Origin of the sequence: Pseudomonas sp. JL3 (assembly GCF_031570575.1) — a bacterium.
In the GTDB taxonomy this organism is placed as follows: domain Bacteria; phylum Pseudomonadota; class Gammaproteobacteria; order Pseudomonadales; family Pseudomonadaceae; genus Aquipseudomonas; species Aquipseudomonas cucumis.
In genome coordinates this window covers 592,374-616,997 of sequence record NZ_JAKWJK010000003.1, presented here as the reverse complement: position 1 = coordinate 616,997, position 24,624 = coordinate 592,374, and the positions used below count along the sequence as shown (strand labels likewise).

The following is a 24,624-nucleotide window of genomic DNA, read 5'->3' as shown; positions in this document are numbered from 1 at the left end:
CCTTCAAATTCGCGTTCCACTTTCTTACCGGCTGAACCCCGGTTTGCGTGGTGCGGTCTATGTTGCTCGTACCGCAGTTGCCCATCACAGGAGAATTCCGTGCCCCCGATCCGCTTGAGCCTCGCCTGGTTGCTGGCACTGTGCGGCACTGATGCCTACGCCCGCGAATATGCCTACAGCGATGCGCACCTGCATTACGTCGATTTCTTCCAGGAAACGGCGGGCATGTCGAAATTGCTCACAGCCATGGACGACAATGCTATCGATCATGTGATGATTTCCGGCATTCCGGTGGCCAAGAAATGGCACGAAGACGAACCCAAACGCCCACGTTATTACGCCGGCGATGACGCCGATGCCTATTGGTATAGCGCGACCGATGTGATCGTCGCGGCGGCGGTGAATAAGCTGACCACAGAGCAGCGCCAGCGTTTTCACCCTTTCCTGTCAGGCTTCAACCCGAATGACAAAAACTCCGCGGCACACATCCAGCGCATGCTCGACCTCTATCCCGGGCTTTGGCAGGGCATTGGCGAAGTCTTTACCCGTCACGACGATCTGACTGCGCTGACATCCGGCGACACGCCGCGGGCCAACAATGAGGCGATGACCCGTATCTATCACTTGGCTGCCGAGAATGACTTGCCGGTGATGCTGCATTCCAACATCACCTCCAAACGTGAGAAAAATCCGCTGTACCTGGCAGAAATCGAAGAGCCGCTGCGCAATCATCCACACACGCGATTCATTTGGGCTCACGCGGGCAGCAGTGCGGAAATTCATCGGCACCAGACCCAGCTGGATTTTCTGTTGCCGACGCTGTCGCGAATGCTCGAGGCTTACCCCAATCTGTTCGTTGACCTGTCCTGGAGCATGCTGACGCCTTACCTGCTGGACGAGCAGGGCACGCCTCGGGATGAATGGGTGAGACTGGTGGAGCGCTTTCCGGAGCGCTTCATGCTCGGTTCCGATGTGGTGGGACGTTTCAACAAGCTCGGTCAGGAAATGCACAGCTTCGATCCGTTTCTTGATGCCTTGCCGGAGGATGTTGCCAGAAGGGTTGCGCGGGATAACTTTTTGGCGATTCTGCCTCGGGCTGTTGTGAAGTAACAATGGGACTTCAACTCCCGGATTGGGCAAGCCCCCTCACTTCAGGGTTGCTGAACTCAAGGTTGTCATCGTCCTGTCACCCCCGCGTCATACCCTCGCGCTCATCTCAATCAAGGAGCGCACCATGCACCTCACCCGTTTAGCCGCCCTGGCCACAATGATGTTCGTCAGTGGTCTGGCCAGTGCCGAAGTCCGCGTCGAAGGTCCGGTGGAATATGGCGTGTTCGCTGGCCCGAAAGCCGAACTGCAATCGGGCGAGCGAGTTTTGCGCCGCAGCAATGAACAGATCCAGCAAACCGAAATCGTCCCCGCCAAACTCGGCACCAAGTTCGGTATGCGTTACCAGTTGGCCGGTAAGGTCGCCGAAGATCAGCCGCTGACTTTGCTCTATTTCACGCCGGGCATCCGTACTCCGGATGGCGTGCGTCACGACAAACTGGAAGTGACTCAAAAACTGGTACCCGGTGCTCCGCAGGATGTGATGGCATACGAGTTCACCGAAAGCCACGAAGTCGTTCCCGGCGAATGGCGTTTCATGGTGTTTCAGGGCGACCGTTTGCTGGCCCAGCACCGCTTTACCGTGCGCTGATCGCTCTCGCCCAGCCAAATGCCAGACGAAAAAAAGCCCCGCGTTTGCGGGGCTTTTATATCGTTGCGAATCAGCTGCCTTTGACCGTCTTGCCGTTGACCGTACCGTCGAGGAGCATGATGTTGTACTCCTTGCCGTCGGTTTCGACCTGTTGCAGACGGACCAGCAGGTAATCCCAATCCTTGGCGAACCACAGCACGGTGATGCGCTTGCTTTGTGTCGGATCGCGCACGCGTTCGACCTTGATCGCATCGATCTGGCCAGCCTTGGTGTCGACTTTCTCCGAGCCCAGTACGCGGAAGTCATAGGTATCGACTTCGCCGTCATCGACGACCTGATAGCTCATGCTTTTCTTGCCGGCGGCCACGTCATGCTGCAGCGCCAGTTGGTAGGTGGATTTGTCGACCATGCCGCGGTTGAGTGGAAGCTTGACGGCGTCACCGCGATCGGTGCCGGTGACCATCTTGTTGGTCCAGTCGAAGTCCAGGTCAGCCTTCTTGGCTTTGCCCAGGCCACCACGTTCGAAGTGGTAGGACTGTGGCAGCAGCGTGTCCTTGTCCAGGGTCAAGGTGCTTTCTTCGGTCAGGCTGGCGATCATCATCGACGCCTTGAAGCTGAGTTTCCAGACGCCGTTGGCTCCCTTGGTCAGGCTGCGTTCGGCGGTGCCGCTCATGGGCAGCTGTTTCCAGTCGGCGGTGTAGCTGGCGGAGAAGGGCTGAAGGTCTGCGGCCTGCGCAAACGGCAGGGCGAGCAGAGCACAAGCGAAGAGCAGGGCGCGACGCATAAAATCTCCTAGGTTCGAATCAAGTGGCCGCTGGCCGCGAGTAACTGTCCGTCCAGTAAAGCACCTTGTTCACCGAGTGATAAACGGCCTTCGGCAAACCAGCGTACGGCCATCGGGTAAATCAGGTGTTCCTGGGTATGGACTCGCTGCGCCAGACTCTGCGGCGAATCGTGCAACTCTACCGGTATTACTGCCTGTACGACCAGTGGTCCGCCATCGAGTTCCTCGGTGACGAAGTGCACGGAACAGCCGTGTTCAGTGTCGCCGGCCTCCAGCGCGCGCTGATGGGTGTGTAACCCTTTGTATTTGGGCAGCAGCGAAGGATGGATATTGAGCAGGCGACCCTGATAGTGGCGCACGAAGTCAGCGCTGAGAATGCGCATGAAGCCGGCCAGTACCACGAGTTTGGGGTTGAAGGCGTCGATCAGTTCGATCAGCGCGGCATCGAAGGCCTCGCGACCTTCGAAAGCCTTGTGATCCAGGGTGCGGGTGTCGATACCCGCGTCCCTGGCGCGTTGCAGGCCGTAAGCGTCGGCGCGGTTGGAGATCACCGCGGCGATGCGGGCCGGGCTGTCGCCGGTCCGCGTGCTGTCGATCAAGGCCTGCAAGTTACTGCCGGTGCCGGACAACAGCACCACCACATCACAGGTCTGGGACATCCGCTCTTGCATCAGTGTGCCTTGAGGTTCTTCAGTTCAACCTGAGCCGCGCCTTCGGCAGCGGTGGCGATCTGACCGATGACCCAAGGCTGCTCGCCGGCTTCACGCAATACGTTCAGCGCGGTTTCAACGTGCTCTTGAGCCACGCAGATAACCATGCCGACGCCGCAGTTCAGCACGCGGTGCATTTCGTTTTCGTCAACGTTGCCTTTCTCTTGCAGCCAGTCGAACACGGCAGGGCGAGTCCAGCTTGCAACGTCAACTACCGCTTGTGCGCCTTTTGGCAGAACGCGCGGAATGTTGTCCAGCAGGCCACCACCGGTGATGTGGGCCATGGCTTTGACGGCGCCGGTTTCTTTGATCAGCTTGAGCAGCGGCTTCACGTAGATGCGGGTCGGAGCCATCAGCAGGTCGGTCAGCGGTTTGCCGTCGAGCTGGATGTTTTCGATGTCTGCACCGGACACTTCGATGATCTTGCGGATCAGCGAGTAGCCGTTGGAGTGCGGGCCGGAAGACGGCAGGGCGAGCAGGGCATCGCCGGCAGCGACTTTGGAACCGTCGATGATTTCGGACTTTTCCACGACGCCGACGCAGAAGCCGGCCAGGTCGTAGTCTTCGCCTTCGTACATGCCAGGCATTTCAGCGGTTTCGCCGCCGACCAGGGAGCAGCCGGACAGTTCACAGCCAGCGCCGATGCCGGTCACGACCTGGGTCGCGGTTTCGACGTTCAGTTTGCCGGTGGCGTAGTAGTCGAGGAAGAACAGCGGCTCGGCGCCGCAGACCACCAGGTCGTTCACGCACATGGCAACCAGGTCGATGCCGATGCTGTCGTGCTTGTTCAGGTTCAGCGCCAGGCGCAGCTTGGTGCCGACGCCGTCAGTGCCCGATACCAGCACCGGTTGTTTGTAACCGGCCGGGATTTCGCAGAGGGCGCCGAAACCGCCCAGGCCGCCCATGACTTCCGGGCGCGCAGTGCGCTTGGCGACGCTCTTGATGCGTTCGACCAATGCTTCACCGGCGTCGATGTCTACACCGGCGTCCTTGTAGCTCAGGGAGGGTTGCTTGCTCATGATCCAGGCCTTTAGGGGGGATTCAGGGGTAACGACCGAGTCCAGTGGGACCGCCGAAACAAACGAAGGCGAGTGCCATCCGCGAATTTCAGGGTGCCCGGCTGTTGCCGGTCTGCGAAGGCGCGCGATTTTATCAGGCTTGAGGGGCAGCGGCCATCCTCGTACCGACGGGCAGGAGCATATCGCGTTAAAAAAACCGATATTGCCCGTGTTGGTGGCGTCCCGGATGGCTGTATAAGGTATCGACGTTAACCGTCTATCGTTATGACAGTGCGAAAACTACCGGGATCGGGTGAATGTTTTGCTTGAACGTGTGGTCAACAGACCCCTGGTTCAATCATCTTCACGCGGTCTGTTCCAGCCGCTCTTGTCGTCAGGAATCTTTTTATGCGTTTTCTTAAATTCTTGTTCGTGGGCTGTTTATCCGTGGTCAGCCTGACCACTCATGCCGAAACCGTCAAAGGACTCTATCAAGTGCGCGAGCCTGTCAGCAGCCAGACGCCGGAGGAGCGCGATCAGGCGACTCAGCGGGCGCTGGATACGTTGGTGTTGCGCCTGACCGGTGACCCCAAGGCGGCGCAGAGCCCGGGTCTGGCGACCGTGCGCAAAGATCCTCAGCAGATCATCAGCCAGTTCGGTTATGAGGCCGGGCCGCCGCAGGTGCTGAAAGTCGATTTCGATCCTGCTACCACCGAACAGGCCTTGCGTCGTGCCGGGTTGGCCATGTGGGGCAGCAACCGGCCGTCGATTCTCGGTTGGTGGTTGAACGATTCCACTGAGGGTTCGAGCCTGGTCGGCGATGGCCAGGCCAGTGCCACGCCGCTGCTTCGAGCGGCGCAACATCGTGGGCTGCCGCTGCGTTTGCCACTGGCAGACCTGAACGAGCAGATTGTCGCCACTGCGCCGAATCTGGAAAGTGCAGACCCTGCACCGCTGCGGGGTGCATCCGACCGTTACAATGCCGACGCCTTGCTGGCGGTGCATGCCCGTGAAGAGAGTGGCCAATGGCAAGCCAAGTGGCGTTTGTGGTTGGGCGATCAGAAAGAAGTCGGTAGCGTGCAGGGCGCCGATACCGCAGCGCTGGCCGATGCGGTGATGCTGGCGGTCAGCCAACGCCTGGCGCCGCGTTTTGTCGCCAAACCGGGTGCATCGAGCGAGCAATTGCTGGAAGTGCAGGGGATGAATCTGGAGCGTTATGCGACGCTCGGGCGTTTGCTGGAACCTTTTGGTGCTCGCCTGCAAAGCGTTGATGGCGACCGCGTACTTTATCGGGTCAACGGCAGCGCCGATCAGCTGCGGGCGCAGTTGTCTTTGGCCAAGTTGCAGGAAATTCCGGCAGGTGAGGCGCCGGCCCCCGCGATGTCTGTTCAACCCGTGGCGGCTGGCGCGACACCGGTCGCAGCGCCAGCCTCGGTACCGACGCCGCAGTTACGTTTTCGCTGGTAGTTTTTCTTTATATAGAAGCAGGAGTGGTAAATGGCCGATTCACGGCGTTGGTTCTGGCTCGGTGGGGTGGTCCTGCTTTGCGCGTTTGTTTACCTGTTGCATCCGATCCTGACACCATTCCTGGTGGCGCTGTTGCTGGCCTATCTGTTCGACCCGCTGGTGGATCGGCTGGAGAAGTACGGTCTGTCACGGACCTGGGGTGTGGTGGCGGTGTTCGCCTTGTTCACGTTGATCGTTACCGCGTTACTGTTGGTGTTGGTGCCCATGCTCGCCAAGCAGCTGTTTCGCTTGTATGAACTGGCGCCGCAAATGCTCGACTGGTTGCAGCACACCGCCGTGCCGTGGGCGCAATCGAAGATCGGGTTGTCGGACGGCTTCTGGAAGTTCGACAAGCTCAAGGCGGCGTTCAGCGAGCACATGGGTCAGACCACCGATGTGGTCGGCGTAGTGCTGAGTCAGGCGACGGCATCAGGCCTTGCGCTGATCGGGTGGCTGGCCAACCTGGTGCTGATTCCGGTGGTGAGTTTTTACCTGCTGCGCGACTGGGATCTGATGATGGCCAAGATCCGCAGCCTGCTGCCCCGTGATCGTGAAGAACGCGTCATGTCCCTGGCGGGAGAATGCCATGAAGTGCTCGGGGCCTTCGTGCGCGGGCAGTTGCTGGTGATGCTGGCGCTGGGCGTGATTTATGCCGCCGGCTTGATGATCGTCGGGCTGGAGCTGGGGCTGTTGATCGGTCTGATTGCCGGGTTGGCGGCGATCGTGCCGTACATGGGGTTCGTCATCGGGATTGGCGCGGCGTTGATTGCCGGTCTGTTCCAGTTCGGTGGCGATCTGTATCCCATGATTGGTATTGTCGCGGTGTTCATGGTCGGCCAGGCGCTGGAAGGCATGGTCCTGACGCCGTTGCTGGTGGGTGACCGGATCGGCCTGCACCCGGTGGCGGTGATCTTCGCGATCCTGGCCGGCGGCGAACTGTTTGGTTTTACCGGTATATTGCTGGCGTTGCCGGTGGCGGCGGTGATTATGGTCCTGGTGCGTCACGTACACGATTTGTACAAGGATTCAGAAATCTACGGCGGTGTCGACGAATCCGAGGTGTAAGCTTTTAATCCCCGTAGCGGGCAGTCTGGTTTCGTGCCAGGTTTGCCCGTATCCCTCGCGTGGCTGTCACATGCGCCGTCAAAGAAACTGTCATAAAACCAGCACGTTAACGCAAACCTTTGATTTTGCTTGTGGTCTGTCGCATTGTGCGCTCAGCCTCACGGGTATAAACTTCGCAAACTTTACACAGAGGCCACTAACGGTTCCTTTGGAACTGTTCAGTCAGCATGAAACCGATTCAGCTGCCCCTAGGTGTGCGTCTGCGTGATGACGCTACCTTTATCAATTACTACCCAGGCGCCAATGCCGCTGCACTCGGCTATGTCGAGCGGCTCTGCGAAGCCGACGCCGGCTGGACGGAAAGCCTGATTTACCTCTGGGGCAAGGATGGGGTAGGGCGCACGCATTTGTTGCAGGCGGCGTGTCTGCGCTTCGAGCAACTGGGTGAGCCGGCGGTGTATCTGCCGTTGGCCGAGTTGCTGGACCGTGGCATCGAAATCCTAGACAACCTCGAACAGTACGAACTGGTCTGCCTGGACGATTTGCAGGCGGTCGCCGGCAAGGCGGATTGGGAAGAGGCGCTGTTCCATCTGTTCAATCGTCTGCGTGACAGCGGCCGGCGTCTGCTGATCGCCGCCTCGACGTCCCCGCGCGAACTACCGGTGAAGCTGGCGGATCTCAAATCGCGGCTGACACTGGCACTCATCTTCCAGATGCGCCCACTCTCTGACGAAGACAAATTGCGTGCCTTGCAGTTGCGCGCATCCCGTCGTGGCCTGCACCTGACCGACGAAGTCGGGCATTTTATTTTGACCCGTGGCACCCGCAGCATGAGTGCGCTTTTCGAGCTGCTCGAACGCCTCGATCAGGCCTCCCTTCAAGCTCAGCGCAAGCTGACAATCCCGTTCCTGAAAGAAACCCTGGGCTGGTAAAGAACCTGATCAAGCTCAGATTTTACGCGGGTTTTGGCAAATTCCAGGCGTCAACAAATCCGCTTTCCTGCAAGAGGGCAGGCTGCGCAAAGGTTCAAAATGGGCTTAAGCGCTTAGATGTAAACGAGAAACCGATAAGTCACATAAAGATCGATTGAATTTGCAAATGAGGTTGATAGCGGGCATAGTCTCGGCTTCTTTAGAAACTATCAGCCACGGTCGTGCCCATGCTAAATCGCTTCGCACCCCTCGTGCCTCTCGCACTCGTCACCCTGCTGTTCGGTTGCGCTGCTCACTCTCCAGTGTCCCAGCCAGAGCAGCAACAGCAGGTTAAAAACTCAGTTACTGCGCAATCTTCTTCCGTTCTTTTCCAGGAAGCTCTTTACCAGGACGGCGTGGCCACCGATAAAGAACTGGCAGACTTCGCCGGCGGCAAGTCGTACCAGCTTCCGGTTCTGGCCGACAGCATCCTCGAACGTGGCATGTCCCTGATCGGTACCCGGTATCGTTTTGGCGGCACCTCCGAGGCTGGCTTCGACTGCAGCGGCTTCATCGGTTATCTGTTCCGTGAAGAAGCCGGCATGAACCTGCCGCGCTCCACTCGCGAAATGATCAACGTTGACGCTCCTCTGGTTGCTCGCAGCGCCCTGAAGCCGGGTGATCTGCTGTTCTTCGCCACCAATGGTCGTCGCGGTCGTGTCAGTCACGCCGGGATCTACCTGGGTGACAACCAGTTCATCCACTCCAGCAGCCGCAAAAGTGGTGGTGTCCGGATCGATAGCCTGGGCGACAGCTACTGGAGCAAGACCTTCATCGAAGCCAAGCGCGCACTCGCGATGGCACCGACGACGGCCCCGGCTATCGTTACTGCACGCAAGTAAGCGGACAGTTTGTAAGGCGAACTTAAAGTCTTACTTGAAGTTTGCCGTGTAGCCGCTAGAATCCTGATCTATTATTGATGGCAAACCGCCTGCGTTCTGCGCAGGCGGTTTTCTTTTCTGCCTTCTCGGTAGAAAAAGCCGCAGCCAGATCAGGATGTTCTGCTTATGACGATGTCGGCCCGCCTCGCACTCATGTTCTTCGCAGCGCTGCTCAGCGCCTGCGCCAGCCGCACACCGCCACCTGCGCCGGTGGTCCGCGCTCCGATTGTTTTTGGTCCTTCCCAAGCCTTCTCCCCCGCGGCAGAAGACGTGCTGTTTCGCGCGTTGGGCCTGGTGGGAACGCCTTATCGCTGGGGCGGCAACACGCCAGATTCCGGGTTCGATTGCAGCGGTCTGATCGGTTATGTGTATCGCGATGTCGCAGGCATTTCCTTGCCGCGCTCCACCCGCGAGATGATCGGCATGCAGGCCCCCAATATCGGTAAGGAAGGCCTGCAAACCGGTGATCTGATTTTCTTCGCCACCAATGGCGGCTCCCAGGTCAGTCACGCCGGGATCTACGTCGGCGAAGGCCGCTTCGTCCACGCGCCAGCCACGGGCGGCACGGTCAAGCTGGACAGCTTGTCCAAAGCTTACTGGCAGAAAGCTTATCTGAGCGCCAAGCGCGTCTTGCAACCTGAGCACTTGGCACATAATCCGTAGCGGAGGTTGTCATGACCGCTCGTTTGAAGGCTGAGGCTGCGCAGAAAACTGTAGGAGCGAGGCTTGCCCGCGAAAGCGGTGTGTCAGTCGATATCAATGTTGACTGTGATGCCGTCTTCGCGGGCAAGCCTCGCTCTTACAGTCGAGCTGATTACTTGGCTGCGGAAACGCGCCACACCTTGTTCCCCACATCATCCGCCACCAGCAAGCCTCCTTGCTGATCGATCACCACGCCCACCGGCCGGCCCATGGCTTTTTCCTCGTCATTGAGGAAGCCAGTGAGCACATCCACCGGTTGCCCGGTCGGTTTGCCGGCGTTGAACGGCACGAAAATCACCTTATAGCCGCTGTGCGGTTTGCGGTTCCAAGAGCCATGCTGGCCGATGAAAGCGCCTTGAGTGAACGGTGCGGGCAGTTTGCTGCCTTCGGCAAACGTCAGGCCCAGTGACGCAGTATGTGGCCCCACCGCATAGTCCGGTGCAATCGCCTTGGCCACCAGATCAGGGTTTTGCGGTTCGACGCGAATGTCGACGTGCTGTCCGTAATAGCTGTAGGGCCAGCCGTAGAACCCGCCGTCCTTCACTGACGTGATGTAGTCCGGCACCAGGTCGCTGCCGATTTCGTCACGCTCGTTGACGGCGGTCCACAGTGCGCCGCTCTGAGGCTCCCAGGCCAGACCGTTTGGATTGCGAATCCCCGAGGCGAAGATCCGATGATTGCCGGTGGCGCGATCCACTTCCCAGATCGCAGCGCGGCCTTCCTCCTGATCCATGCCGTTTTCACCGACGTTGCTGTTCGAGCCCACGGTGACGTACAGCTTGCTGCCATCCTTGCTGGCGATGACATTTTTGGTCCAGTGATGATTCAGCGTGCCGCCCGGCAAGTCGACCACCTTGATCGGCTGCGACTTGATCGCCGTCTCACCGTTTTCATAGTGGAAACGCAGCAGGCGATCAGTGTCGGCGACATACAAATCATTGCCGACCAGGGTCATGCCAAAGGGCGAGTTGAGGTTTTCCAGGAATACCGTGCGGGTTTCGGCGACGCCGTCGTGGTCCTTGTCCCGCAGCAGGGTGATGCGGTTCGGGCTGGGGACGCCAGCACCGGCGCGGCCCATGACTTTGCCCATGATCCAGCCACGAATACCGCCATCGGATTTGGCCGGTGCATTGGTTTCGGCCACCAGCACATCGCCGTTGGGCAATACGTAGAGCCAACGTGGGTGTTCGAGGCCTTCGGCAAATGCCGCCACTTGAGTTCCTGCCGCGGCGACAGGTTTCTTGCCTTCAGGCCAGCCGATCGCCGGGGCGATGTTCACCGTCGGGATCAGGGTTTTATTGGGTTCTGGCAGTTTGGGCGAGGGGCCTGTGCCATCCGAGACTTGCAGGCTGGAGGTTTCACCACAGGCGGCGAGCCCTCCGGCGAGCGCGATGATGAAAACGAGCTGGGGTTTGCGCATTACTGATCTTCCCTATGAATGCATTGACGTAATCATAGAGAAGCGTAGACGCTCGATGGTTCAACCGGTCAGCCGCGGGCTTCCTTGAGCAGAACAGCGATGCCTGGATGGTAGTTGCCGGCTTCATTGCGCAACTTGCGGTAGGCGTATGGGAAATACCAGGCCACGGCGCAGCTGTGTTCCTTTTGCAGGTCGTCGACCATGTCCTGAAGTTCTTCCGGTGTAGCGCTCTGCTGAGCTTTTTGCGGCGCTACGAACAGGCAGCCGAGTTTCAGATCGCTGGCGTAGCTGATTCGCTTCGCGTCACTGGTGATGTCCGCCAATGCCTGAGTCAGGTTCAGGCTATTGACCCGTGGCCAGCGCTGGGTGGCCTGGAGATACGCGCGTTCTTCGCTGCTGGCGATAAACAGATCGGCGTGGGCGTTGCGTTCGCCTTCTTCAGTCTGTTTGCGCGTGGATGTTTGTTGCAGCGTGACCATTTCTGCCATCCAGGCTGCGGCGGAGAGCAGGCCGAGGTTGGCGTTTTCGTCGTACCAGTAAGGTGTATCGTTATCGCCGCGTACGGCGTTGAAGCGGTCGATACAGTCAAACCAGCGTTCCAGCACCGGCCGCAGGAATTCCAGCTTCGGATTGCTGATGATCATGCCTTGCATGTGGCTCACCCTTGTTATTGTGTTGTGAGGTTGTGGCTCTTTGATATCACTGCTTGTAGTGTGGCACAAGATTGGCGTCAGTTAATTGATCAATGGCAGTTATTCGCTCAGCGGCGCCCCGGGTTTAATTGACGCTCCACCCCCAACCCTCTAACCTTCGCGGCTTGTTTCAGGTGCTCTGTGACCTTGGTCGACAGAGTGAAACAGGGAAGCCGGTGAGTGAATTTCTTCCCGTGAAAAATGATCACGATCCCGGCGCTGCCCCCGCAACGGTAAATGAGTAAAAGCTGCGCCTTGAGCCACTGTGTCGATTGTCGACATGGGAAGGCGCGCAGTTGGCCCTGGTGCCGCTCATGAGCCCGGAGACCGGCCTGATTCATCCAACGGCATCACGGTGGGCGATGCCAGGCTTCTTGCCGTCTATTCTTGTGCCTGCCCGCCGTTATCCAGCCTCAACGGAGAGCTCCCCCATGACTGATACTCCCGATCGTGACGAACGCCATCTGGCGCGCATGCTGCGCAAAAAAGCGGTGATCGACGAACGCATCGCCAACTCCCCGAATGAATGCGGTTTGCTGCTGGTGCTCTCCGGCAACGGCAAAGGCAAGAGCAGCTCGGCGTTTGGCATGCTTTCCCGGGCCATGGGCCACGGCATGCAGTGCGGCGTGGTGCAGTTCATCAAGGGGCGCACCAGCACCGGTGAGGAGCTGTTCTTCCGACGCTTCCCGGAGCAGGTGCGTTTTCATGTGATGGGCGAGGGCTTCACCTGGGAAACCCAAGACCGCCAGCGCGACATCGCCGCCGCTGAAGCCGCCTGGGCGGTGTCCCGCGAATTGCTGCGTGATCCATCCATCGGTCTGGTAGTGCTCGATGAGTTGAACATCGCCCTCAAGCACGGCTACCTCGATCTCGATCAGGTGCTCAGCGACTTGCAGGCTCGTCCGCCGATGCAACATGTGGTGGTCACCGGTCGTGGCGCCAAACCGGAGATGATCGAGTTGGCGGACACCGTCACTGAAATGGGCATGATCAAGCACGCCTTCCAGGCCGGAATCAAAGCGCAAAAAGGCGTCGAGTTGTGAGTCAACCACATCATTGCCCGGCGGTACTGATTGCCGCGCCGGCCTCCGGTCAGGGCAAGACCACCGTCACCGCCGCGCTCGCTCGTTTGCATCGCAATCAGGGGCGCAAGGTCCGCGTGTTCAAATGCGGCCCGGATTTTCTCGACCCGATGATTCTCGAGCGCGCCAGCGGTGCACCGGTTTATCAACTCGACATGTGGATGGTCGGCGCGCGGGAAAGTCGGCGGCTATTGTGGGAGGCCGCGGGCGAAGCCGATCTGATCCTCATCGAAGGCGTCATGGGGCTGTTCGACGGTACGCCTTCCAGCGCCGACCTGGCGCGGCACTTCGGTGTGCCGGTGCTCGGCGTGATCGACGGCACCGCCATGGCGCAGACGTTTGGCGCGCTGGCCCTGGGCCTTGCGCGTTATCAGCCGGATTTACCGTTTGCCGGTGTGTTGGCCAACCGGGTCGGCACCGTGCGCCATGCGCAGTTGCTCGAAGGCAGCCTGACTGAAGGCTTGCGCTGGTACGGCGCGTTGTCCCGGGAGACCGGCATCGAATTGCCGAGTCGGCATCTCGGCCTGGTTCAGGCCAGTGAGCTGAATGATCTCGATCTGCGCCTCGACGCGGCGGCCGACTCACTGGCCAGCAGTTGTGATGTGGCTCTACCGCCGGCCGTGGAATTCGCCGCGCCTGAAATGATCGCAGCCGAACCGTTGCTGGCCGGGGTGCGGATTGCCGTGGCCCGGGACGAAGCTTTCGCGTTTACCTACGGTGCGAGCCTTGATCTGTTGCGGGCCATGGGCGCCGAATTGTCTTTCTTCTCGCCGATCCGCGACAGCGGGTTACCGGAGGCGGACAGTCTTTATCTGCCGGGCGGTTACCCCGAATTGCACCATGTGGCGTTGTCACAAAACACGCCGATGCTGACCGCGATCCGCGCTCATCACGCGGCGGGCAAACCGTTGCTGGCCGAGTGTGGCGGCATGCTGTATTTGCTCGATTCACTGACCGATGTCGAGGGCACACGCGCTGAATTGGTCGGCTTGCTGGCCGGTGATGCGGTGATGCAGAAGCGTCTTGCCGCGTTGGCCTTGCAGGCGGTCGAATTGCCGGAAGGTTTGCTGCGTGGGCACACGTACCACCACTCGTTGACCAGCACTGAACTTGAGCCAATTGCTCGAGGTTTGAGTCCCAATGGCGGGCGAGGGGCGGAGGCGGTTTATCGTGAGGGGCGGATGACGGCTTCTTATGTGCACTTTTATTTCCCGTCCAATCCGACAGCGATTGCAGCGCTGTTTGCGCCTGACCCTGAAACCGCTTTCGCGAGCAGGCCATGACGGACAACACATTCAGCCAGGCCGAACGCGAAGCTGTTTATCGCGCGATTGCAGAGCGCCGCGACATGCGTCACTTCAGTGGCGGCTCGGTTGAGCCCGAGTTACTGAGGCGTCTGCTCGAAGCCGCGCATCAGGCCCCAAGTGTTGGCCTGATGCAGCCCTGGCGTTTCATCCGCATTAGCGACCGGGCACTGCGCGGCAAGATCCAGCTGCTGGTGGAAGACGAACGCATCCGCACTGCCGAAGCCCTCGGCGAGCGCTCCGACGAATTCATGAAGCTCAAGGTCGAAGGCATCAACGATTGCGCCGAGGTGCTGGTCGCCGCGCTGATGGACGATCGCGAGCGACATATCTTCGGCCGTCGTACATTGCCGGAAATGGACATGGCCTCGTTGTCCTGCGCCATCCAGAACCTTTGGCTGGCGTCCCGCGCCGAAGGCCTGGGCATGGGCTGGGTGTCGCTGTTCGAGCCGCAAGCGCTGGCGGACTTGTTGGGCTTACCGGCCGGGGCCAAGCCTTTGGCTGTTCTTTGCCTGGGGCCGGTCAAGGAATTCTATCCGGCGCCGATGTTGGTACTCGAAGGTTGGGCGCAGGCGCGTCCACTCAGCGAGTTGCTGTATGAAAATTATTGGGGAGTGAGTCAATGAGTGTGGCGTTGTTGAGTGTCGCCGCGGTCGCGCTGGATGCGCTGCTGGGTGAACCCAAACGCTGGCATCCGCTGGTGGCGTTCGGTCGTTTTGCCGATCGCATCGAGCAACGTTTCAACTCCGGTGGCCGTGGCTGGCGCAGTCATGGGGTTACGGCCTGGGTGATGGCGGTCGTGCCGCTGACCTTGCTGGGCACCGCACTTTCCTGGGCGCCTTATGTCGGTTGGATTGTCGAGATTCTCGTGCTCTATTGCGCCCTCGGCATGCGCAGCCTCGGCGAGCATGTCGAGCCGGTGGCCAAGGCCCTGCGCAGCGATGACTTGATCGAGGCGCGCAAACGTGTCGGTTATCTGGTCAGCCGTCAGACCAGCGAACTGGATGAAACCGAAGTCGCCCGCGCCGCCACCGAATCGGTGCTGGAGAACGGCAGCGATGCGGTGTTCGCCGCACTGTTCTGGTTTGCCGTGGCGGGTGCGCCCGGCGTGGTGCTCTATCGCCTGAGCAACACCCTCGATGCAATGTGGGGTTATCGCAACGAACGCTTCGAACGTTTCGGTTGGGCAGCGGCGAAGATCGATGATGTTCTGAACTACATTCCTGCACGCCTGGTGGCGTTGACTTACGCACTGCTGGGCAAAACCCGACTGGCGCTGAAGTGCTGGCGTACCCAGGGCTCGACCTGGGACAGCCCGAATGCCGGGCCGGTGATGGCGGCCGGGGCCGGTGCGCTGGGTGTCGAGTTGGGCGGGGCGGCGATCTATCACGGTGAACTGCATCAGCGTCCGCCATTGGGCGAAGGCGTGCCGGCGGATGCCGATTCCATCGACCGTGGCTGGCAATTAGTCCAGCGCGGGGTATGGTTATGGCTGCTGATTCTCTGCGTGGGGGCTGAATTCTATGCTTGAGCACGGTGGCCGGCTGCGCAAGGCGGCGCTTGAATACGGCATCGCCGAGGCCGATTGGCTGGATCTGTCCAGTGGCCTGGCGCCCTGGCCATTTCCGGTCCCGGACATTCCGCTGCGAGCCTGGGCGCGCCTGCCGGAAACCGATGACGGTCTGGAGCAGGCCGCCTGCGACTATTACGGTGCGGCCCAGGTGTTGCCAGTGGCGGGTTCGCAAATGGCGATCCAGTTGCTGCCGCGTTTGCGCCGGGCCGGCAAGGTCGGCGTGCTGTCGCCGTGTTACGCCGAACACGCCGAAGCCTGGCGTCGCAACGGTTACATCGTGCGTGAAGTGCTGGAGCAGGAAGTCGATTTTTTTCTCGACAGCCTCGACGTGCTGGTGGTGGTCAACCCGAACAATCCCACGGGCCTGAGCCTGACCCCGGCCCGCCTGCTGGATTGGCATTCGCGGCTGGCCCAGCGCGGTGGCTGGCTGGTGGTGGACGAGGCGTTCATGGACAACACGCCGCATTTGAGTCTGGCGCCGTTCGCCGATCAGATCGGCTTGATCGTGCTGCGCTCCTTCGGCAAGTTTTTCGGCCTGGCCGGTGTGCGGCTGGGTTTTGTGTTGGCTGAGCGCAAGTTGCTCAAGCTGCTGGCTGAACAGGTCGGGCCTTGGGCGGTCAGCGGTCCCACTCGAGTGCTGGGCCAGGCGTGTCTGACAGATACGGAGGGGCACACCCGACAGCGCATTCGTACTGACGAGGCCGGCGAGCGTCTGGCGTTGCTGCTTGAACAATACGGTTCCAAACCTCAGGGCGGCTGCGCGTTGTTTCAGTGGCTGATCACCGAGCGAGCCGAAGCGCTGCATGAGTTCATGGCCCGACGCGGCATTCTGCTGCGGTTGTTCACCCACAACAGCAGCCTGCGTTTCGGCTTGCCGGCGGATGAAGCGGATTGGCAGCGTCTCGAGCAAGCGCTTGAAGCCTACGTTAAGGAAGCGCAATGACAACGTTGATGGTGCAAGGCACCACGTCCGACGCCGGTAAAAGCACGCTGGTGACGGCGCTGTGTCGCTGGGTCACGCGCCAGGGCGTGAGCGTCGTGCCATTCAAACCGCAGAACATGGCGCTCAACAGCGCGGTGACTGCCGACGGTGGCGAGATCGGGCGTGCTCAAGCGGTGCAGGCTCAAGCCGCCAATCTCGAACCGCACACCGACATGAACCCGGTGCTGCTCAAGCCCAACAGCGATACCGGCGCCCAAGTGATCATTCATGGCCGCGCAGTCACCACCATGAACGCGGTCGCGTATCACGACTACAAGGCCATCGCCATGCAAGCGGTGCTGGCCTCCCATGAACGTTTGAGCGCGGCATATCCGGTGGTGATGGTCGAAGGGGCGGGCTCGCCGGCAGAGATCAACCTGCGGGCCGGCGACATCGCGAACATGGGGTTTGCCGAGGCGGTGGACTGCCCGGTGGTGTTGATCGCCGACATCAATCGCGGCGGGGTTTTCGCGCATTTGGTCGGTACGCTGGAGCTGCTGTCGCCCAGCGAACAGGCACGGGTCAAAGGCTTCATCATCAACCGTTTTCGCGGCGACATCGCCTTGCTGCAACCTGGTCTCGATTGGCTGGAGGAGCGCACCGGTAAGCCGGTGATCGGCGTGTTGCCGTATGTGATGGACCTGCATCTTGAGGCCGAGGACGGCCTCGATCAGCGTCAGACCGACAAGGCCGATCAAGTGCTCAGCGTGGTGGTGCCGGTGTTGCCGCGTATCAGCAACCACACCGATTTCGATCCGCTGCGCCTGCATCCGCAAGTGGACCTGCAATTCATCGGCCCCGGTCAGGCGATTCCGCCGGCCGACGTGATCATTCTTCCCGGCTCGAAAAGCGTGCGCAGCGACCTCGCGTACCTGCGGGCCAACGGCTGGGATACGGCTATCTCGCGACACTTGCGCTACGGCGGAAAAGTACTTGGAATCTGCGGCGGTCTGCAAATGCTCGGCGAGCAGGTGCACGATCCGCTGGGCCTCGAAGGCGCGCCGGGTTCCAGTGCCGGTTTGGGCCTGCTGGCGTTCGAAACGCAGCTCGAAGAAGAGAAGCAGTTGCGCAATGTGCGTGGGCGTCTGGCGCTGGAAGATGCGCAGGTCAGCGGCTATGAAATTCATGCCGGCGTGACCACCGGGCCGGCGCTGGAAAACGCCGCGGTGCAGCTCGACGATGGTCGCTGCGATGGCGCGCAAAGTGTTGATGGGCAGATTTTCGGCACGTATCTGCATGGCCTGTTCGAGTCACCGGCGGCGTGCGGTGCACTGTTGCGTTGGGCTGGGTTGCGGGATGTGCAGGAAGTGGATTACCACGCCTTGCGAGAGCGCGATATTGAACGGCTGGCGGATCTGGTGGAGAAGCATTTGGATACCGGGCTGTTGCGGGAGCTCTGTGGTTTTTAAGGGGAGTGTGCTCGCGAAGACTGGAGTCGCCTCACCGCACATCTTAAGGAATAAACCATGCTGCAACTGATCCTCGGCGGCGCCCGCTCCGGCAAAAGTCGCCTGGCTGAAAAACTGGCGACAGACAGTCAGCTTCACGTCACCTACATCGCCACCAGCCAACCCCTGGACGGTGAAATGAACGAACGGGTAGCCCATCACCGCGCCCGCCGTCCGGCCGAGTGGGCGTTGATCGAAGAACCGCTGGAACTGGCACGCGTGCTGCGCGAAAGCGCCAGTGCCGATCGTTGCTTGCTGGTGGATTGCCTGACGCTGTGGCTGACCAACCTGCTGATGCTCGATAACGCCGAGCGTCTCTCGGCCGAACGCGAAGCCCTGCTGGACTGCCTGGCGTCATTGCCAGGTGAAATCATTTTTGTCAGCAACGAGACCGGCATGGGTGTCGTGCCGCTGGGCGAGTTGACTCGCCGCTATGTCGATGAAGCCGGTTGGTTGCATCAAGCCTTGGCCGAGCGCTGTCAGCGAGTCGTCCTGACCGTCGCCGGCCTGCCCCTGACTTTGAAAGGAACTGCGTTATGACTCACTCCTGGTGGCTGAACCCGTGCAAGCCAATCGACGCGCAAGCGGTCGAACAGGCGCAGGCGCGTCAACAGCAACTGACCAAGCCTGCCGGCTCGCTCGGTCGGCTCGAATCGGTGGCGGTGCAACTGGCCGGGTTGCAGGGGCAGGTCAAGCCGACGCTCGATCAGTTGTGGATCGCGATTTTTGCCGGTGACCATGGTGTGGTTGCTGAAGGCGTGTCGGCGTTTCCGCAGGAAGTCACCGGGCAGATGCTGCACAACTTTGTCAGCGGCGGCGCGTCGATCAGCGTGTTGGCGCGGCAGTTGGGTGCGTCCCTGGAAGTGGTCGACCTCGGCACCGTCACGCCGTCGTTGAATCTGCCGGGTGTACGTCACCTGAATATCGGCCCGGGTACGGCGAATTTTGTTCAGGGGGCGGCGATGACCCAGGCCCAGGGCGAGCTCGCCTTGCAGGCCGGCCGCGACAGTGTGCAGCGCGCCATCGCGGCAGGCGCGCAGTTGTTCATCGGCGGCGAAATGGGCATCGGCAACACCACCGCGGCCAGCGCGTTGGCCTGTGCCTTGCTCGATTGCCCGGTAGTGCATCTGGCCGGGCCGGGTACCGGATTGAACGCGGCGGGTGTCAGCCATAAAGCCCGGGTCATCGAACGTGCTTTGACGTTGCACAGTGTTCAGCGTGGCGATGCGCTGCAAACTTTGCTCAACCTCGGCGGTTTCGAAATCGCTGCGCTGGTCGGCGCGTACCTGGCCTGTGCTCAGGAAGGCGTCGCGGTGTTGGTTGACGGATTTATTTGCAGCGTCGCCGCACTGGTGGCGGTGCGTTTGAATCCGGCTTGTCGTGAGTGGTTGCTGTTCGGCCATCGCGGCGCCGAGCCAGGCCATCGCCATGTACTCGAAACCCTGAAGGCCGAACCGTTGCTGGATCTTGGCCTGCGACTGGGCGAGGGCAGCGGTGCGGCATTGGCCGTGCCATTGCTGCGTCTGGCCTGCGACCTGCACGGGCAGATGGCGACATTCGCCGAAGCCGCGGTGGCGGATCGCCCGGCATGACCTTGCGCCTGGACCTGTTGCGCCATGGCGAAACCGAACTCGGCGGCGGTTTGCGCGGCAGCCTCGACGATGCGCTGACCGGCAAGGGCTGGGAGCAAATGCGCGCCGCGGTGGTCGAGCAGGGGCCCTGGGATCGACTGGTCAGTTCGCCGTTGCAGCGTTGCGCGAGTTTTGCGCAAGAGCTTGGGGCGCAACTGGGTTTGCCGGTGCAGCTGGATAAGGATCTGCAAGAGCTGCACTTCGGCAACTGGGAAGGGCAGAGCGCGGCGGCGCTGATGGAAACCTGCGCCGAGGCGTTGGGCTTGTTCTGGGCTGATCCTTATTCGTTCACGCCGCCTGAGGGTGAGCCGGTGGCGGACTTTTCAACGCGGGTGTTGGCGGCCATCGAACGGCTGCACGCGGCCTATGCGGGTGAGCGGATCTTGCTGATCAGCCATGGCGGCGTCATGCGTTTGTTGCTGGCTCAAGCGCGCGGATTGCCGCGTGAGCAGTTGCTCAACGTTGAAGTCGGCCATGGCGCGCTGTTCTCGCTGTCGGTCGAATCCGGTGTCTTGTTAAGGGAAGCGATCTGACCATGTTGCCGTTCTGGATCGCCCTGCAATTTTTGAGCAGCCTGCCGATTCGCCTGCCGGGTATGCCGACGCCCGAGGAATTGGGCCGGTCGCTGCTGTTTTATCCGCTGGTCGGTTTGCTGTTCGGCGCGATTCTGTGGGGGCTGAACGGGCTATTGCTGGGCACGCCATTATTGCTTCACGCGGCACTGCTGCTGAGTGTTTGGGTCGTGCTCAGCGGCGCGTTGCACCTGGATGGCCTGGCCGATAGCGCCGATGCGTGGCTCGGGGGGTATGGCGACCGCGAACGAACTCTGACGATCATGAAAGACCCGCGCAGCGGGCCGATCGCCGTGGTGACGCTGGTGCTGGTGTTGCTGATCAAGTTCGCCGCGTTGCTGGCGTTGATCGAGCAGCAGCACAGCGTGGTCCTGATCATCGTTCCACTGATTAGCCGCAGCGCGTTACTGGGGTTGTTCCTCACCACGCCTTATGTGCGTCCGGGTGGATTGGGGCAGGCGTTGGCCGATCATCTACCGCGTTTGGCCGGGAAGCAGGTGTTGGTGATCAGTGCGGTGGCTTGTGTGCTGATGGCTGGACTCGGCGCTGTATGGGCGCTTGCACTGGCGACAGTGCTGTTTGTCTGGTTGCGGCAAGTGATGGTGCGGCGATTGGGCGGGACAACGGGTGATACAGCGGGGGCTTTGCTGGAATTGTTGGAGGTGGCGGTGCTGGTGGGGCAAGCCTTGCTCCTACGGTAATATGTGTCAAAAAATTTGCTTTCATTTAACCGCGGGTATATACACGCACTATGCTTCCTTCTCAATGTTTGTGCACTAATCTGCGTCGCGCCGCTCGTGGCGTCAGCAGGCATTACGACGGCGCCCTCGACGGCTTCGGGATCAACGTTGCCCAGTATTCTCTGCTGTGCAATCTGCAGCGTCTGGATCAGCCGAGCATCTCATCTCTGGCCGAAGCCATGGGCCTGGATCGCAGTACCCTCGGGCGCAATCTGCGAGTGCTGGAGGGTGAAGGCCTGGTGACGCTGGTCGAGGGCGAGGACATGCGCAATCGCATCGTCCTGCTCACCGAGACTGGGCGCGAACGTTTGGCAGCGGCCTTGCCGGCCTGGGAAGCGGCGCAACAGCGGTTGATCGACCGTCTGGGTGCCGAGAAGCGTGAAACCTTGCTGAAATTGCTGGACGAACTGGCTTGAGGCCAGTTTGTTCGATCTTAAGCGGGTATATACCCGCTACCGGAGAACAAGAATGACATCAATGTGGCGTACATGCGGTTGGGTGCTGTTGGGAAGTGCGCTGATTCTGGCGTTGTCCCTGGGTGTGCGCCACGGCTTCGGGCTGTTTCTGGCGCCCATGAGTGCCGAGTTCGGCTGGGGCCGCGAAGTGTTTGCCTTCGCCATTGCTTTGCAGAACCTGATCTGGGGCCTGGCGCAGCCATTCACCGGCGCACTGGCCGACCGCTTTGGCGCCGCGAAAGTGGTGTTGATCGGTGGTGTTCTGTACGCGTTGGGTCTGGTGTTCATGGGGCTGTCCGATTCGGCGGTGACCTTGTCCTTGAGCGCCGGCTTGTTGATTGGTATCGGTCTGTCCGGCACTTCGTTCTCGGTGATCCTCGGCGTGGTCGGCCGTGCCGTGCCACCGGAAAAACGCAGCATGGGCATGGGTATCGCCAGCGCCGCCGGTTCTTTCGGTCAATTCGCCATGTTGCCCGGCACGCTGGGGCTGATCGGCTGGCTTGGCTGGTCTGCGGCATTGCTGGTGTTGGGTCTGATCGTGGCGTTGATCGTGCCGCTGGTGAGCATGCTCAAAGACAAGCCGCTGCCGGTTCTCGGGCACGAGCAAACCCTCTCTGAAGCGCTGCGCGAAGCCTGTTCCCATTCAGGATTCTGGCTGTTGGCGTTCGGCTTTTTTGTCTGCGGTTTTCAGGTGGTGTTCATCGGCGTGCATTTGCCGGCCTATCTGGTGGACCAACACTTGCCGGCCTCCGTCGGCACCACGGTGTTGGCGCTGATCGGGCTGTTCAATATCTTCGGTACTTATACCGCGGGCTGGCTTGGCGGACGGATGTCCAAGCCGCGTTTGCTCACCGGTCTGTATCTGTTGCGGGCGGTAGTTATTGTGCTGTTCCTCTGGGCGCCGGTCACTCAGGTCACGGCTTATTTGTTCGGCATGGCCATGGGCTTTCTCTGGTTGTCGACGGTGCCCTTGACCAACGGCACGGTGGCAACCTTGTTCGGTGTACGAAATTTGTCCATGCTCGGTGGGATCGTTTTCCTCTTCCATCAGCTTGGCTCGTTCCTCGGCGGCTGGTTGGGCGGGGTGGTGTATGACCGAACCGGGAGTTACGACTTGATCTGGCAGATGGCGATTCTCTTGAGTCTGGTGGCTGCAGCCCTGAACTGGCCGGTGCGCGAGCAGCCGGTGGCGCGTCTGCAAACCCGGATGAGTGCCGCATGAACAGTCTCTGGCCGCGGATGGCTGTAATCGCCATCGGCGTACTGCTGCTGGCTGTGGCTTGGTGGGGCTGGCATCAGGGTGGCCTGGCATTGATGCAGCTGGGTATGGGTGCTTGCTAGCGAGCGGTGAAGGCGAGTAATTTCGTTTCCTGACGATTGTTCAAGGATGCACTGACATGCTGATGCGCTGGCTTGCAGTTCCCGCGTTGTTGATGGCTTTTACCGGGTTGGCCCAGGCGGCGGAATGCCCGGAGTTGCTACAAGGCTCATTGCCCAAGCTGCGTGCCAAGGAATCCATCGATCTGTGCCAGCGCTTCGCCGGCAAGCCGCTGGTGGTGGTCAATACCGCGAGCTTCTGTGGTTTCGCCCCGCAGTTCAAAGGCCTTGAGGCGTTGTATCAGCGTTACAAGGATCAAGGGCTTGAGGTGGTCGGTGTTCCGTCCAATGACTTCAAGCAAGAGTCCAAAGATGGCGCAGAGACTGCCAAGGTCTGTTACGTGAACTACGGCGTGACCTTTACCATGACCGAGCCGCAGAAAGTCCGCGGTAATGACGCAACGCATTTGTTCAAGGTCCTTGCTGAACAAAGCAGTGCGCCAAAGTGGAATTTCTACAAGTATGTGGTCGATCGCCAAGGCAAGGTGGTCGCCAATTTCTCCAGCCTGACCAAACCGGATAATCCCGAATTCATCGAGGCGGTGGAGAAAGCCCTGGCCTCGAAACTCTGATCGACGGCCACTAAAAAGCCCCGCCTCTGTACAAGAGTGCGGGGCTTTTTCAATTCAGGCGGCGAGTGATTCAAGTTCGCCGTGAATCATCAGAAACGGTAGGTCGCGCCGACACCGAAACCGTTCGCCCGGTTTTCATACTTGGCGTTGTAGGTCTGGCCACGGTTGTTGCTGTTGTTGATCTTGACCGACTCTTCATGCAGGTACGAGTACGCCACGTCGATGGTCAGGTCGTCGGTCGGGCTCCAGCCGGCGCCCAGACTGAAAATCTTGCGATCGCCTGTCGGGATGCGTGGGGAACGATCGACGTTGTTGGTCGGTGCCTGGTCAATGGACAGACCGGTACGCAGTACCCATTGCTTGTTCAACTGGTAGGACGCGCCGATGGCGTGAGCCCAGGTGTCGTGCCAGTTCTGCTCTTCGGTGATGGTGCCGAATTGGCCATTCAGGATGGTCGGAACACCTTTGTTTTCGACGGTGATTTCTTTCAGGCGGCTCCAGCGAGTCCAGGTGCTGCCTGCATAGAGGGTCCACTTGTCGTTCAGCTCATGAGTGACCGAGAAATCCACCGACTCAGGCGTGGTCAGGTCCAGCGAAGCATCGTACTTCTGGTTTGGGCTCTGGCCCACGGCCGCGAGGACGTTGTAATCGACCTTGGTGTCGCCTTCGAGCTTGTACTTCACTTTCGAGTGATAGGTCAGACCGACGCGCGTGCTGTCGGTGGCTTGAACCAGCACGCCGATGTTGTAGCCCAGCGCGGTGTCGTCACCCTTGATCTTGACCTTGCCGTCCGGCGCGGCCTGGGTAATCGACAGATTCGATTCCAGGGTGCCCTCGATACGGTTGATGGTCGGGCCGAAGCCGATCGATACCTTGTCGTTGAAGGCGTAGCTGACCGTCGGTTGCAAAGTGATGACTTTTACTTCGCTCTTGCTGCCGAAGTAACGGCCAGCAAAGCCGTTCTCGTAGTCGGTCACCAGACCGAACGGGGCATACATGCCAATGCCGAATGCCCAATGTTCATCGATTGGCTTGACGTAGTAGCCCATTGGTACGGCAACGAGGGGAACCATGTCGCCATCGTTGCTGCCGCTGTTCGGGCTGGAACTGGCGTCGCTGATGTCAGTGCGTGCGTCGAGCAGTGCAGCGCCGCCGGTCACTTGTTCGCGCTTGAGGCGAGATATACCGGCAGGGTTGCCAAAAATGGTGCTTGCGTCGTCGGCAGAGGAAGATCGCCCGGCAAAACCTGTGCCCATCCCACTGATGCTTTGTTCGTTGAGGGCAAAGCCACTTGCGAAGATCTGGGTGGATGCCAAGGCAACGGCAAAGCTAAGGGTTGTTTTGAGCATTACTTTTTTCATTATTAGAACTCTTGGTGATCACCGGGGCGAAAATTACCAACATTTTCGTCTGGGCGCTATAGCCTGTAACGCTTGATTTAGAGCGGTTTTGTAGGACAA

At 60.2% G+C, this 24,624-nt stretch carries 27 protein-coding genes and 1 riboswitch; of the genes, 21 read left to right on the top strand and 6 right to left on the bottom strand.

Annotated elements, in window-relative coordinates; all coding sequences use genetic code 11:
• Positions 1-99: 99 nt before the first annotated feature.
• Together MMG91_RS09240 and MMG91_RS09235 are read left to right on the top strand one after the other, a co-directional pair.
• Complete coding sequence (locus MMG91_RS09240) at positions 100-1,110, top strand: amidohydrolase family protein (RefSeq protein WP_310659396.1); 1,011 nt, start codon at positions 100-102, stop codon at positions 1,108-1,110.
• Positions 1,111-1,234: 124 nt separating this feature from the next.
• On the top strand, positions 1,235-1,699 hold the full coding sequence (locus tag MMG91_RS09235) for a DUF3859 domain-containing protein (RefSeq protein ID WP_305505398.1): 465 nt from the start codon (positions 1,235-1,237) through the stop codon (positions 1,697-1,699).
• Between the two features lie 70 nt (positions 1,700-1,769).
• Here MMG91_RS09235 and MMG91_RS09230 read toward each other — a convergent pair whose 3' ends face one another.
• From MMG91_RS09230 to purM, 3 genes are read right to left on the bottom strand one after another with little or no spacing between them, the layout of a single operon-like run.
• Positions 1,770-2,483, bottom strand: a complete 714-nt coding sequence (locus tag MMG91_RS09230) for a DUF3108 domain-containing protein (RefSeq protein WP_123496149.1) — start codon at positions 2,481-2,483, stop codon at positions 1,770-1,772.
• Positions 2,484-2,491: 8 nt separating this feature from the next.
• The gene (purN, locus tag MMG91_RS09225; protein WP_018925121.1) at positions 2,492-3,142 is read right to left on the bottom strand and encodes a phosphoribosylglycinamide formyltransferase; all 651 of its coding nucleotides are present in this window, start codon (positions 3,140-3,142) and stop codon (positions 2,492-2,494) included.
• Between the two features lie 11 nt (positions 3,143-3,153).
• Positions 3,154-4,212 carry a phosphoribosylformylglycinamidine cyclo-ligase gene (gene purM, locus MMG91_RS09220; protein WP_008013877.1) on the bottom strand — a complete coding sequence of 353 codons (1,059 nt, stop codon included), beginning with the start codon at positions 4,210-4,212 and terminating at the stop codon, positions 3,154-3,156.
• A gap of 387 nt (positions 4,213-4,599) precedes the next feature.
• Between purM and MMG91_RS09215 the strand changes: the two genes are divergently transcribed.
• The 5 genes from MMG91_RS09215 to MMG91_RS09195 all read left to right on the top strand — a co-directional run bounded on the left by MMG91_RS09215 (position 4,600) and on the right by MMG91_RS09195 (position 9,277).
• Positions 4,600-5,658, top strand: coding sequence for a DUF2066 domain-containing protein (locus MMG91_RS09215; protein ID WP_310659395.1), 1,059 nt, complete (start codon positions 4,600-4,602; stop codon positions 5,656-5,658).
• A gap of 30 nt (positions 5,659-5,688) precedes the next feature.
• Positions 5,689-6,762: an AI-2E family transporter gene (locus MMG91_RS09210; protein ID WP_305448825.1), complete on the top strand. Its 1,074-nt coding sequence runs from the start codon at positions 5,689-5,691 to the stop codon at positions 6,760-6,762.
• 227 nt (positions 6,763-6,989) lie between these two features.
• Positions 6,990-7,694 carry a DnaA regulatory inactivator Hda gene (hda, locus tag MMG91_RS09205; RefSeq protein WP_007898944.1) on the top strand — a complete coding sequence of 235 codons (705 nt, stop codon included), beginning with the start codon at positions 6,990-6,992 and terminating at the stop codon, positions 7,692-7,694.
• A gap of 227 nt (positions 7,695-7,921) precedes the next feature.
• Positions 7,922-8,575, top strand: coding sequence for a C40 family peptidase (locus tag MMG91_RS09200; protein WP_305448826.1), 654 nt, complete (start codon positions 7,922-7,924; stop codon positions 8,573-8,575).
• 165 nt (positions 8,576-8,740) lie between these two features.
• On the top strand, positions 8,741-9,277 hold the full coding sequence (locus MMG91_RS09195; RefSeq protein ID WP_038979712.1) for a C40 family peptidase: 537 nt from the start codon (positions 8,741-8,743) through the stop codon (positions 9,275-9,277).
• Positions 9,278-9,428: 151 nt separating this feature from the next.
• Here MMG91_RS09195 and MMG91_RS09190 read toward each other — a convergent pair whose 3' ends face one another.
• Positions 9,429-10,736, bottom strand: coding sequence for a sorbosone dehydrogenase family protein (locus MMG91_RS09190; protein ID WP_310659394.1), 1,308 nt, complete (start codon positions 10,734-10,736; stop codon positions 9,429-9,431).
• 68 nt (positions 10,737-10,804) lie between these two features.
• Positions 10,805-11,389 carry a hypothetical protein gene (locus MMG91_RS09185; RefSeq protein WP_305448828.1) on the bottom strand — a complete coding sequence of 195 codons (585 nt, stop codon included), beginning with the start codon at positions 11,387-11,389 and terminating at the stop codon, positions 10,805-10,807.
• Between the two features lie 154 nt (positions 11,390-11,543).
• A riboswitch (cobalamin riboswitch) is annotated at positions 11,544-11,779 on the top strand.
• Between the two features lie 80 nt (positions 11,780-11,859).
• On the opposite strand from MMG91_RS09185, the gene cobO reads away from it, so the two are divergent.
• From cobO to MMG91_RS09115, 14 genes are read left to right on the top strand one after another with little or no spacing between them, the layout of a single operon-like run.
• Positions 11,860-12,471: a cob(I)yrinic acid a,c-diamide adenosyltransferase gene (cobO, locus tag MMG91_RS09180; protein ID WP_305448829.1), complete on the top strand. Its 612-nt coding sequence runs from the start codon at positions 11,860-11,862 to the stop codon at positions 12,469-12,471.
• Entirely contained in the window at positions 12,468-13,793 is a 1,326-nt protein-coding gene (locus tag MMG91_RS09175) for a cobyrinate a,c-diamide synthase (protein ID WP_310659393.1), read from the top strand. The genes cobO and MMG91_RS09175 overlap by 4 nt, the downstream gene beginning before the upstream one ends.
• A complete protein-coding gene (gene bluB, locus MMG91_RS09170) occupies positions 13,790-14,440 on the top strand; it encodes a 5,6-dimethylbenzimidazole synthase (protein WP_310659392.1) in 651 nt (216 codons plus the stop codon). The genes MMG91_RS09175 and bluB overlap by 4 nt, the downstream gene beginning before the upstream one ends.
• Positions 14,437-15,345, top strand: coding sequence for an adenosylcobinamide-phosphate synthase CbiB (gene cbiB / locus MMG91_RS09165; protein ID WP_310659391.1), 909 nt, complete (start codon positions 14,437-14,439; stop codon positions 15,343-15,345). Before bluB ends, cbiB begins: the two co-directional genes overlap by 4 nt.
• Positions 15,338-16,330, top strand: coding sequence for a threonine-phosphate decarboxylase CobD (cobD, locus tag MMG91_RS09160; protein ID WP_310659390.1), 993 nt, complete (start codon positions 15,338-15,340; stop codon positions 16,328-16,330). Before cbiB ends, cobD begins: the two co-directional genes overlap by 8 nt.
• Positions 16,327-17,778, top strand: coding sequence for a cobyric acid synthase (locus MMG91_RS09155; RefSeq protein ID WP_310659389.1), 1,452 nt, complete (start codon positions 16,327-16,329; stop codon positions 17,776-17,778). Before cobD ends, MMG91_RS09155 begins: the two co-directional genes overlap by 4 nt.
• 57 nt (positions 17,779-17,835) lie before the next feature.
• Positions 17,836-18,357: a bifunctional adenosylcobinamide kinase/adenosylcobinamide-phosphate guanylyltransferase gene (gene cobU, locus MMG91_RS09150; RefSeq protein ID WP_305448835.1), complete on the top strand. Its 522-nt coding sequence runs from the start codon at positions 17,836-17,838 to the stop codon at positions 18,355-18,357.
• Positions 18,354-19,409, top strand: coding sequence for a nicotinate-nucleotide--dimethylbenzimidazole phosphoribosyltransferase (gene cobT / locus MMG91_RS09145; RefSeq protein ID WP_310659388.1), 1,056 nt, complete (start codon positions 18,354-18,356; stop codon positions 19,407-19,409). The genes cobU and cobT overlap by 4 nt, the downstream gene beginning before the upstream one ends.
• The gene (cobC, locus tag MMG91_RS09140; RefSeq protein WP_310659387.1) at positions 19,406-19,981 is read left to right on the top strand and encodes an alpha-ribazole phosphatase family protein; all 576 of its coding nucleotides are present in this window, start codon (positions 19,406-19,408) and stop codon (positions 19,979-19,981) included. Before cobT ends, cobC begins: the two co-directional genes overlap by 4 nt.
• A 2-nt stretch (positions 19,982-19,983) precedes the next feature.
• Positions 19,984-20,721 carry an adenosylcobinamide-GDP ribazoletransferase gene (locus MMG91_RS09135; protein WP_310659386.1) on the top strand — a complete coding sequence of 246 codons (738 nt, stop codon included), beginning with the start codon at positions 19,984-19,986 and terminating at the stop codon, positions 20,719-20,721.
• A 50-nt stretch (positions 20,722-20,771) separates the two neighbouring features.
• On the top strand, positions 20,772-21,176 hold the full coding sequence (locus MMG91_RS09130; protein WP_048394362.1) for a MarR family winged helix-turn-helix transcriptional regulator: 405 nt from the start codon (positions 20,772-20,774) through the stop codon (positions 21,174-21,176).
• Positions 21,177-21,228: 52 nt separating this feature from the next.
• Complete coding sequence (locus MMG91_RS09125) at positions 21,229-22,437, top strand: MFS transporter (RefSeq protein ID WP_310659385.1); 1,209 nt, start codon at positions 21,229-21,231, stop codon at positions 22,435-22,437.
• Complete coding sequence (locus MMG91_RS09120) at positions 22,434-22,556, top strand: hypothetical protein (protein WP_305448839.1); 123 nt, start codon at positions 22,434-22,436, stop codon at positions 22,554-22,556. The genes MMG91_RS09125 and MMG91_RS09120 overlap by 4 nt, the downstream gene beginning before the upstream one ends.
• 56 nt (positions 22,557-22,612) lie before the next feature.
• Positions 22,613-23,164 carry a glutathione peroxidase gene (locus MMG91_RS09115; protein WP_305505416.1) on the top strand — a complete coding sequence of 184 codons (552 nt, stop codon included), beginning with the start codon at positions 22,613-22,615 and terminating at the stop codon, positions 23,162-23,164.
• A gap of 89 nt (positions 23,165-23,253) precedes the next feature.
• Here the strand turns inward: MMG91_RS09115 and MMG91_RS09110 are convergent, their stop codons facing one another.
• The gene (locus MMG91_RS09110; RefSeq protein WP_310659384.1) at positions 23,254-24,525 is read right to left on the bottom strand and encodes an outer membrane protein transport protein; all 1,272 of its coding nucleotides are present in this window, start codon (positions 24,523-24,525) and stop codon (positions 23,254-23,256) included.
• Positions 24,526-24,624: the final 99 nt, after the last annotated feature.

Bases quoted from the DNA above. Each gene is read 5' to 3' on its own strand.
- purN (WP_018925121.1), bottom strand. From the start codon at position 3,142: ATGTCCCAGACCTGTGATGTGGTGGTGCTGTTGTCCGGCACCGGCAGT.
- MMG91_RS09230 (WP_123496149.1), bottom strand. From the start codon at position 2,483: ATGCGTCGCGCCCTGCTCTTCGCTTGTGCTCTGCTCGCCCTGCCGTTT.
- cobC (WP_310659387.1), top strand. From the start codon at position 19,406: ATGACCTTGCGCCTGGACCTGTTGCGCCATGGCGAAACCGAACTCGGC.
- MMG91_RS09115 (WP_305505416.1), top strand. From the start codon at position 22,613: ATGCTGATGCGCTGGCTTGCAGTTCCCGCGTTGTTGATGGCTTTTACC.
- hda (WP_007898944.1), top strand. From the start codon at position 6,990: ATGAAACCGATTCAGCTGCCCCTAGGTGTGCGTCTGCGTGATGACGCT.
- bluB (WP_310659392.1), top strand. From the start codon at position 13,790: ATGACGGACAACACATTCAGCCAGGCCGAACGCGAAGCTGTTTATCGC.
- MMG91_RS09130 (WP_048394362.1), top strand. From the start codon at position 20,772: ATGCTTCCTTCTCAATGTTTGTGCACTAATCTGCGTCGCGCCGCTCGT.
- MMG91_RS09155 (WP_310659389.1), top strand. From the start codon at position 16,327: ATGACAACGTTGATGGTGCAAGGCACCACGTCCGACGCCGGTAAAAGC.
- MMG91_RS09110 (WP_310659384.1), bottom strand. From the start codon at position 24,525: ATGAAAAAAGTAATGCTCAAAACAACCCTTAGCTTTGCCGTTGCCTTG.
- cobT (WP_310659388.1), top strand. From the start codon at position 18,354: ATGACTCACTCCTGGTGGCTGAACCCGTGCAAGCCAATCGACGCGCAA.
- MMG91_RS09185 (WP_305448828.1), bottom strand. From the start codon at position 11,389: ATGCAAGGCATGATCATCAGCAATCCGAAGCTGGAATTCCTGCGGCCG.
- purM (WP_008013877.1), bottom strand. From the start codon at position 4,212: ATGAGCAAGCAACCCTCCCTGAGCTACAAGGACGCCGGTGTAGACATC.
- MMG91_RS09135 (WP_310659386.1), top strand. From the start codon at position 19,984: ATGTTGCCGTTCTGGATCGCCCTGCAATTTTTGAGCAGCCTGCCGATT.
- MMG91_RS09210 (WP_305448825.1), top strand. From the start codon at position 5,689: ATGGCCGATTCACGGCGTTGGTTCTGGCTCGGTGGGGTGGTCCTGCTT.
- MMG91_RS09200 (WP_305448826.1), top strand. From the start codon at position 7,922: ATGCTAAATCGCTTCGCACCCCTCGTGCCTCTCGCACTCGTCACCCTG.
- cbiB (WP_310659391.1), top strand. From the start codon at position 14,437: ATGAGTGTGGCGTTGTTGAGTGTCGCCGCGGTCGCGCTGGATGCGCTG.
- MMG91_RS09235 (WP_305505398.1), top strand. From the start codon at position 1,235: ATGCACCTCACCCGTTTAGCCGCCCTGGCCACAATGATGTTCGTCAGT.
- MMG91_RS09120 (WP_305448839.1), top strand. From the start codon at position 22,434: ATGAACAGTCTCTGGCCGCGGATGGCTGTAATCGCCATCGGCGTACTG.
- MMG91_RS09190 (WP_310659394.1), bottom strand. From the start codon at position 10,736: ATGCGCAAACCCCAGCTCGTTTTCATCATCGCGCTCGCCGGAGGGCTC.
- MMG91_RS09195 (WP_038979712.1), top strand. From the start codon at position 8,741: ATGACGATGTCGGCCCGCCTCGCACTCATGTTCTTCGCAGCGCTGCTC.
- cobD (WP_310659390.1), top strand. From the start codon at position 15,338: ATGCTTGAGCACGGTGGCCGGCTGCGCAAGGCGGCGCTTGAATACGGC.
- cobO (WP_305448829.1), top strand. From the start codon at position 11,860: ATGACTGATACTCCCGATCGTGACGAACGCCATCTGGCGCGCATGCTG.
- cobU (WP_305448835.1), top strand. From the start codon at position 17,836: ATGCTGCAACTGATCCTCGGCGGCGCCCGCTCCGGCAAAAGTCGCCTG.
- MMG91_RS09125 (WP_310659385.1), top strand. From the start codon at position 21,229: ATGACATCAATGTGGCGTACATGCGGTTGGGTGCTGTTGGGAAGTGCG.
- MMG91_RS09215 (WP_310659395.1), top strand. From the start codon at position 4,600: ATGCGTTTTCTTAAATTCTTGTTCGTGGGCTGTTTATCCGTGGTCAGC.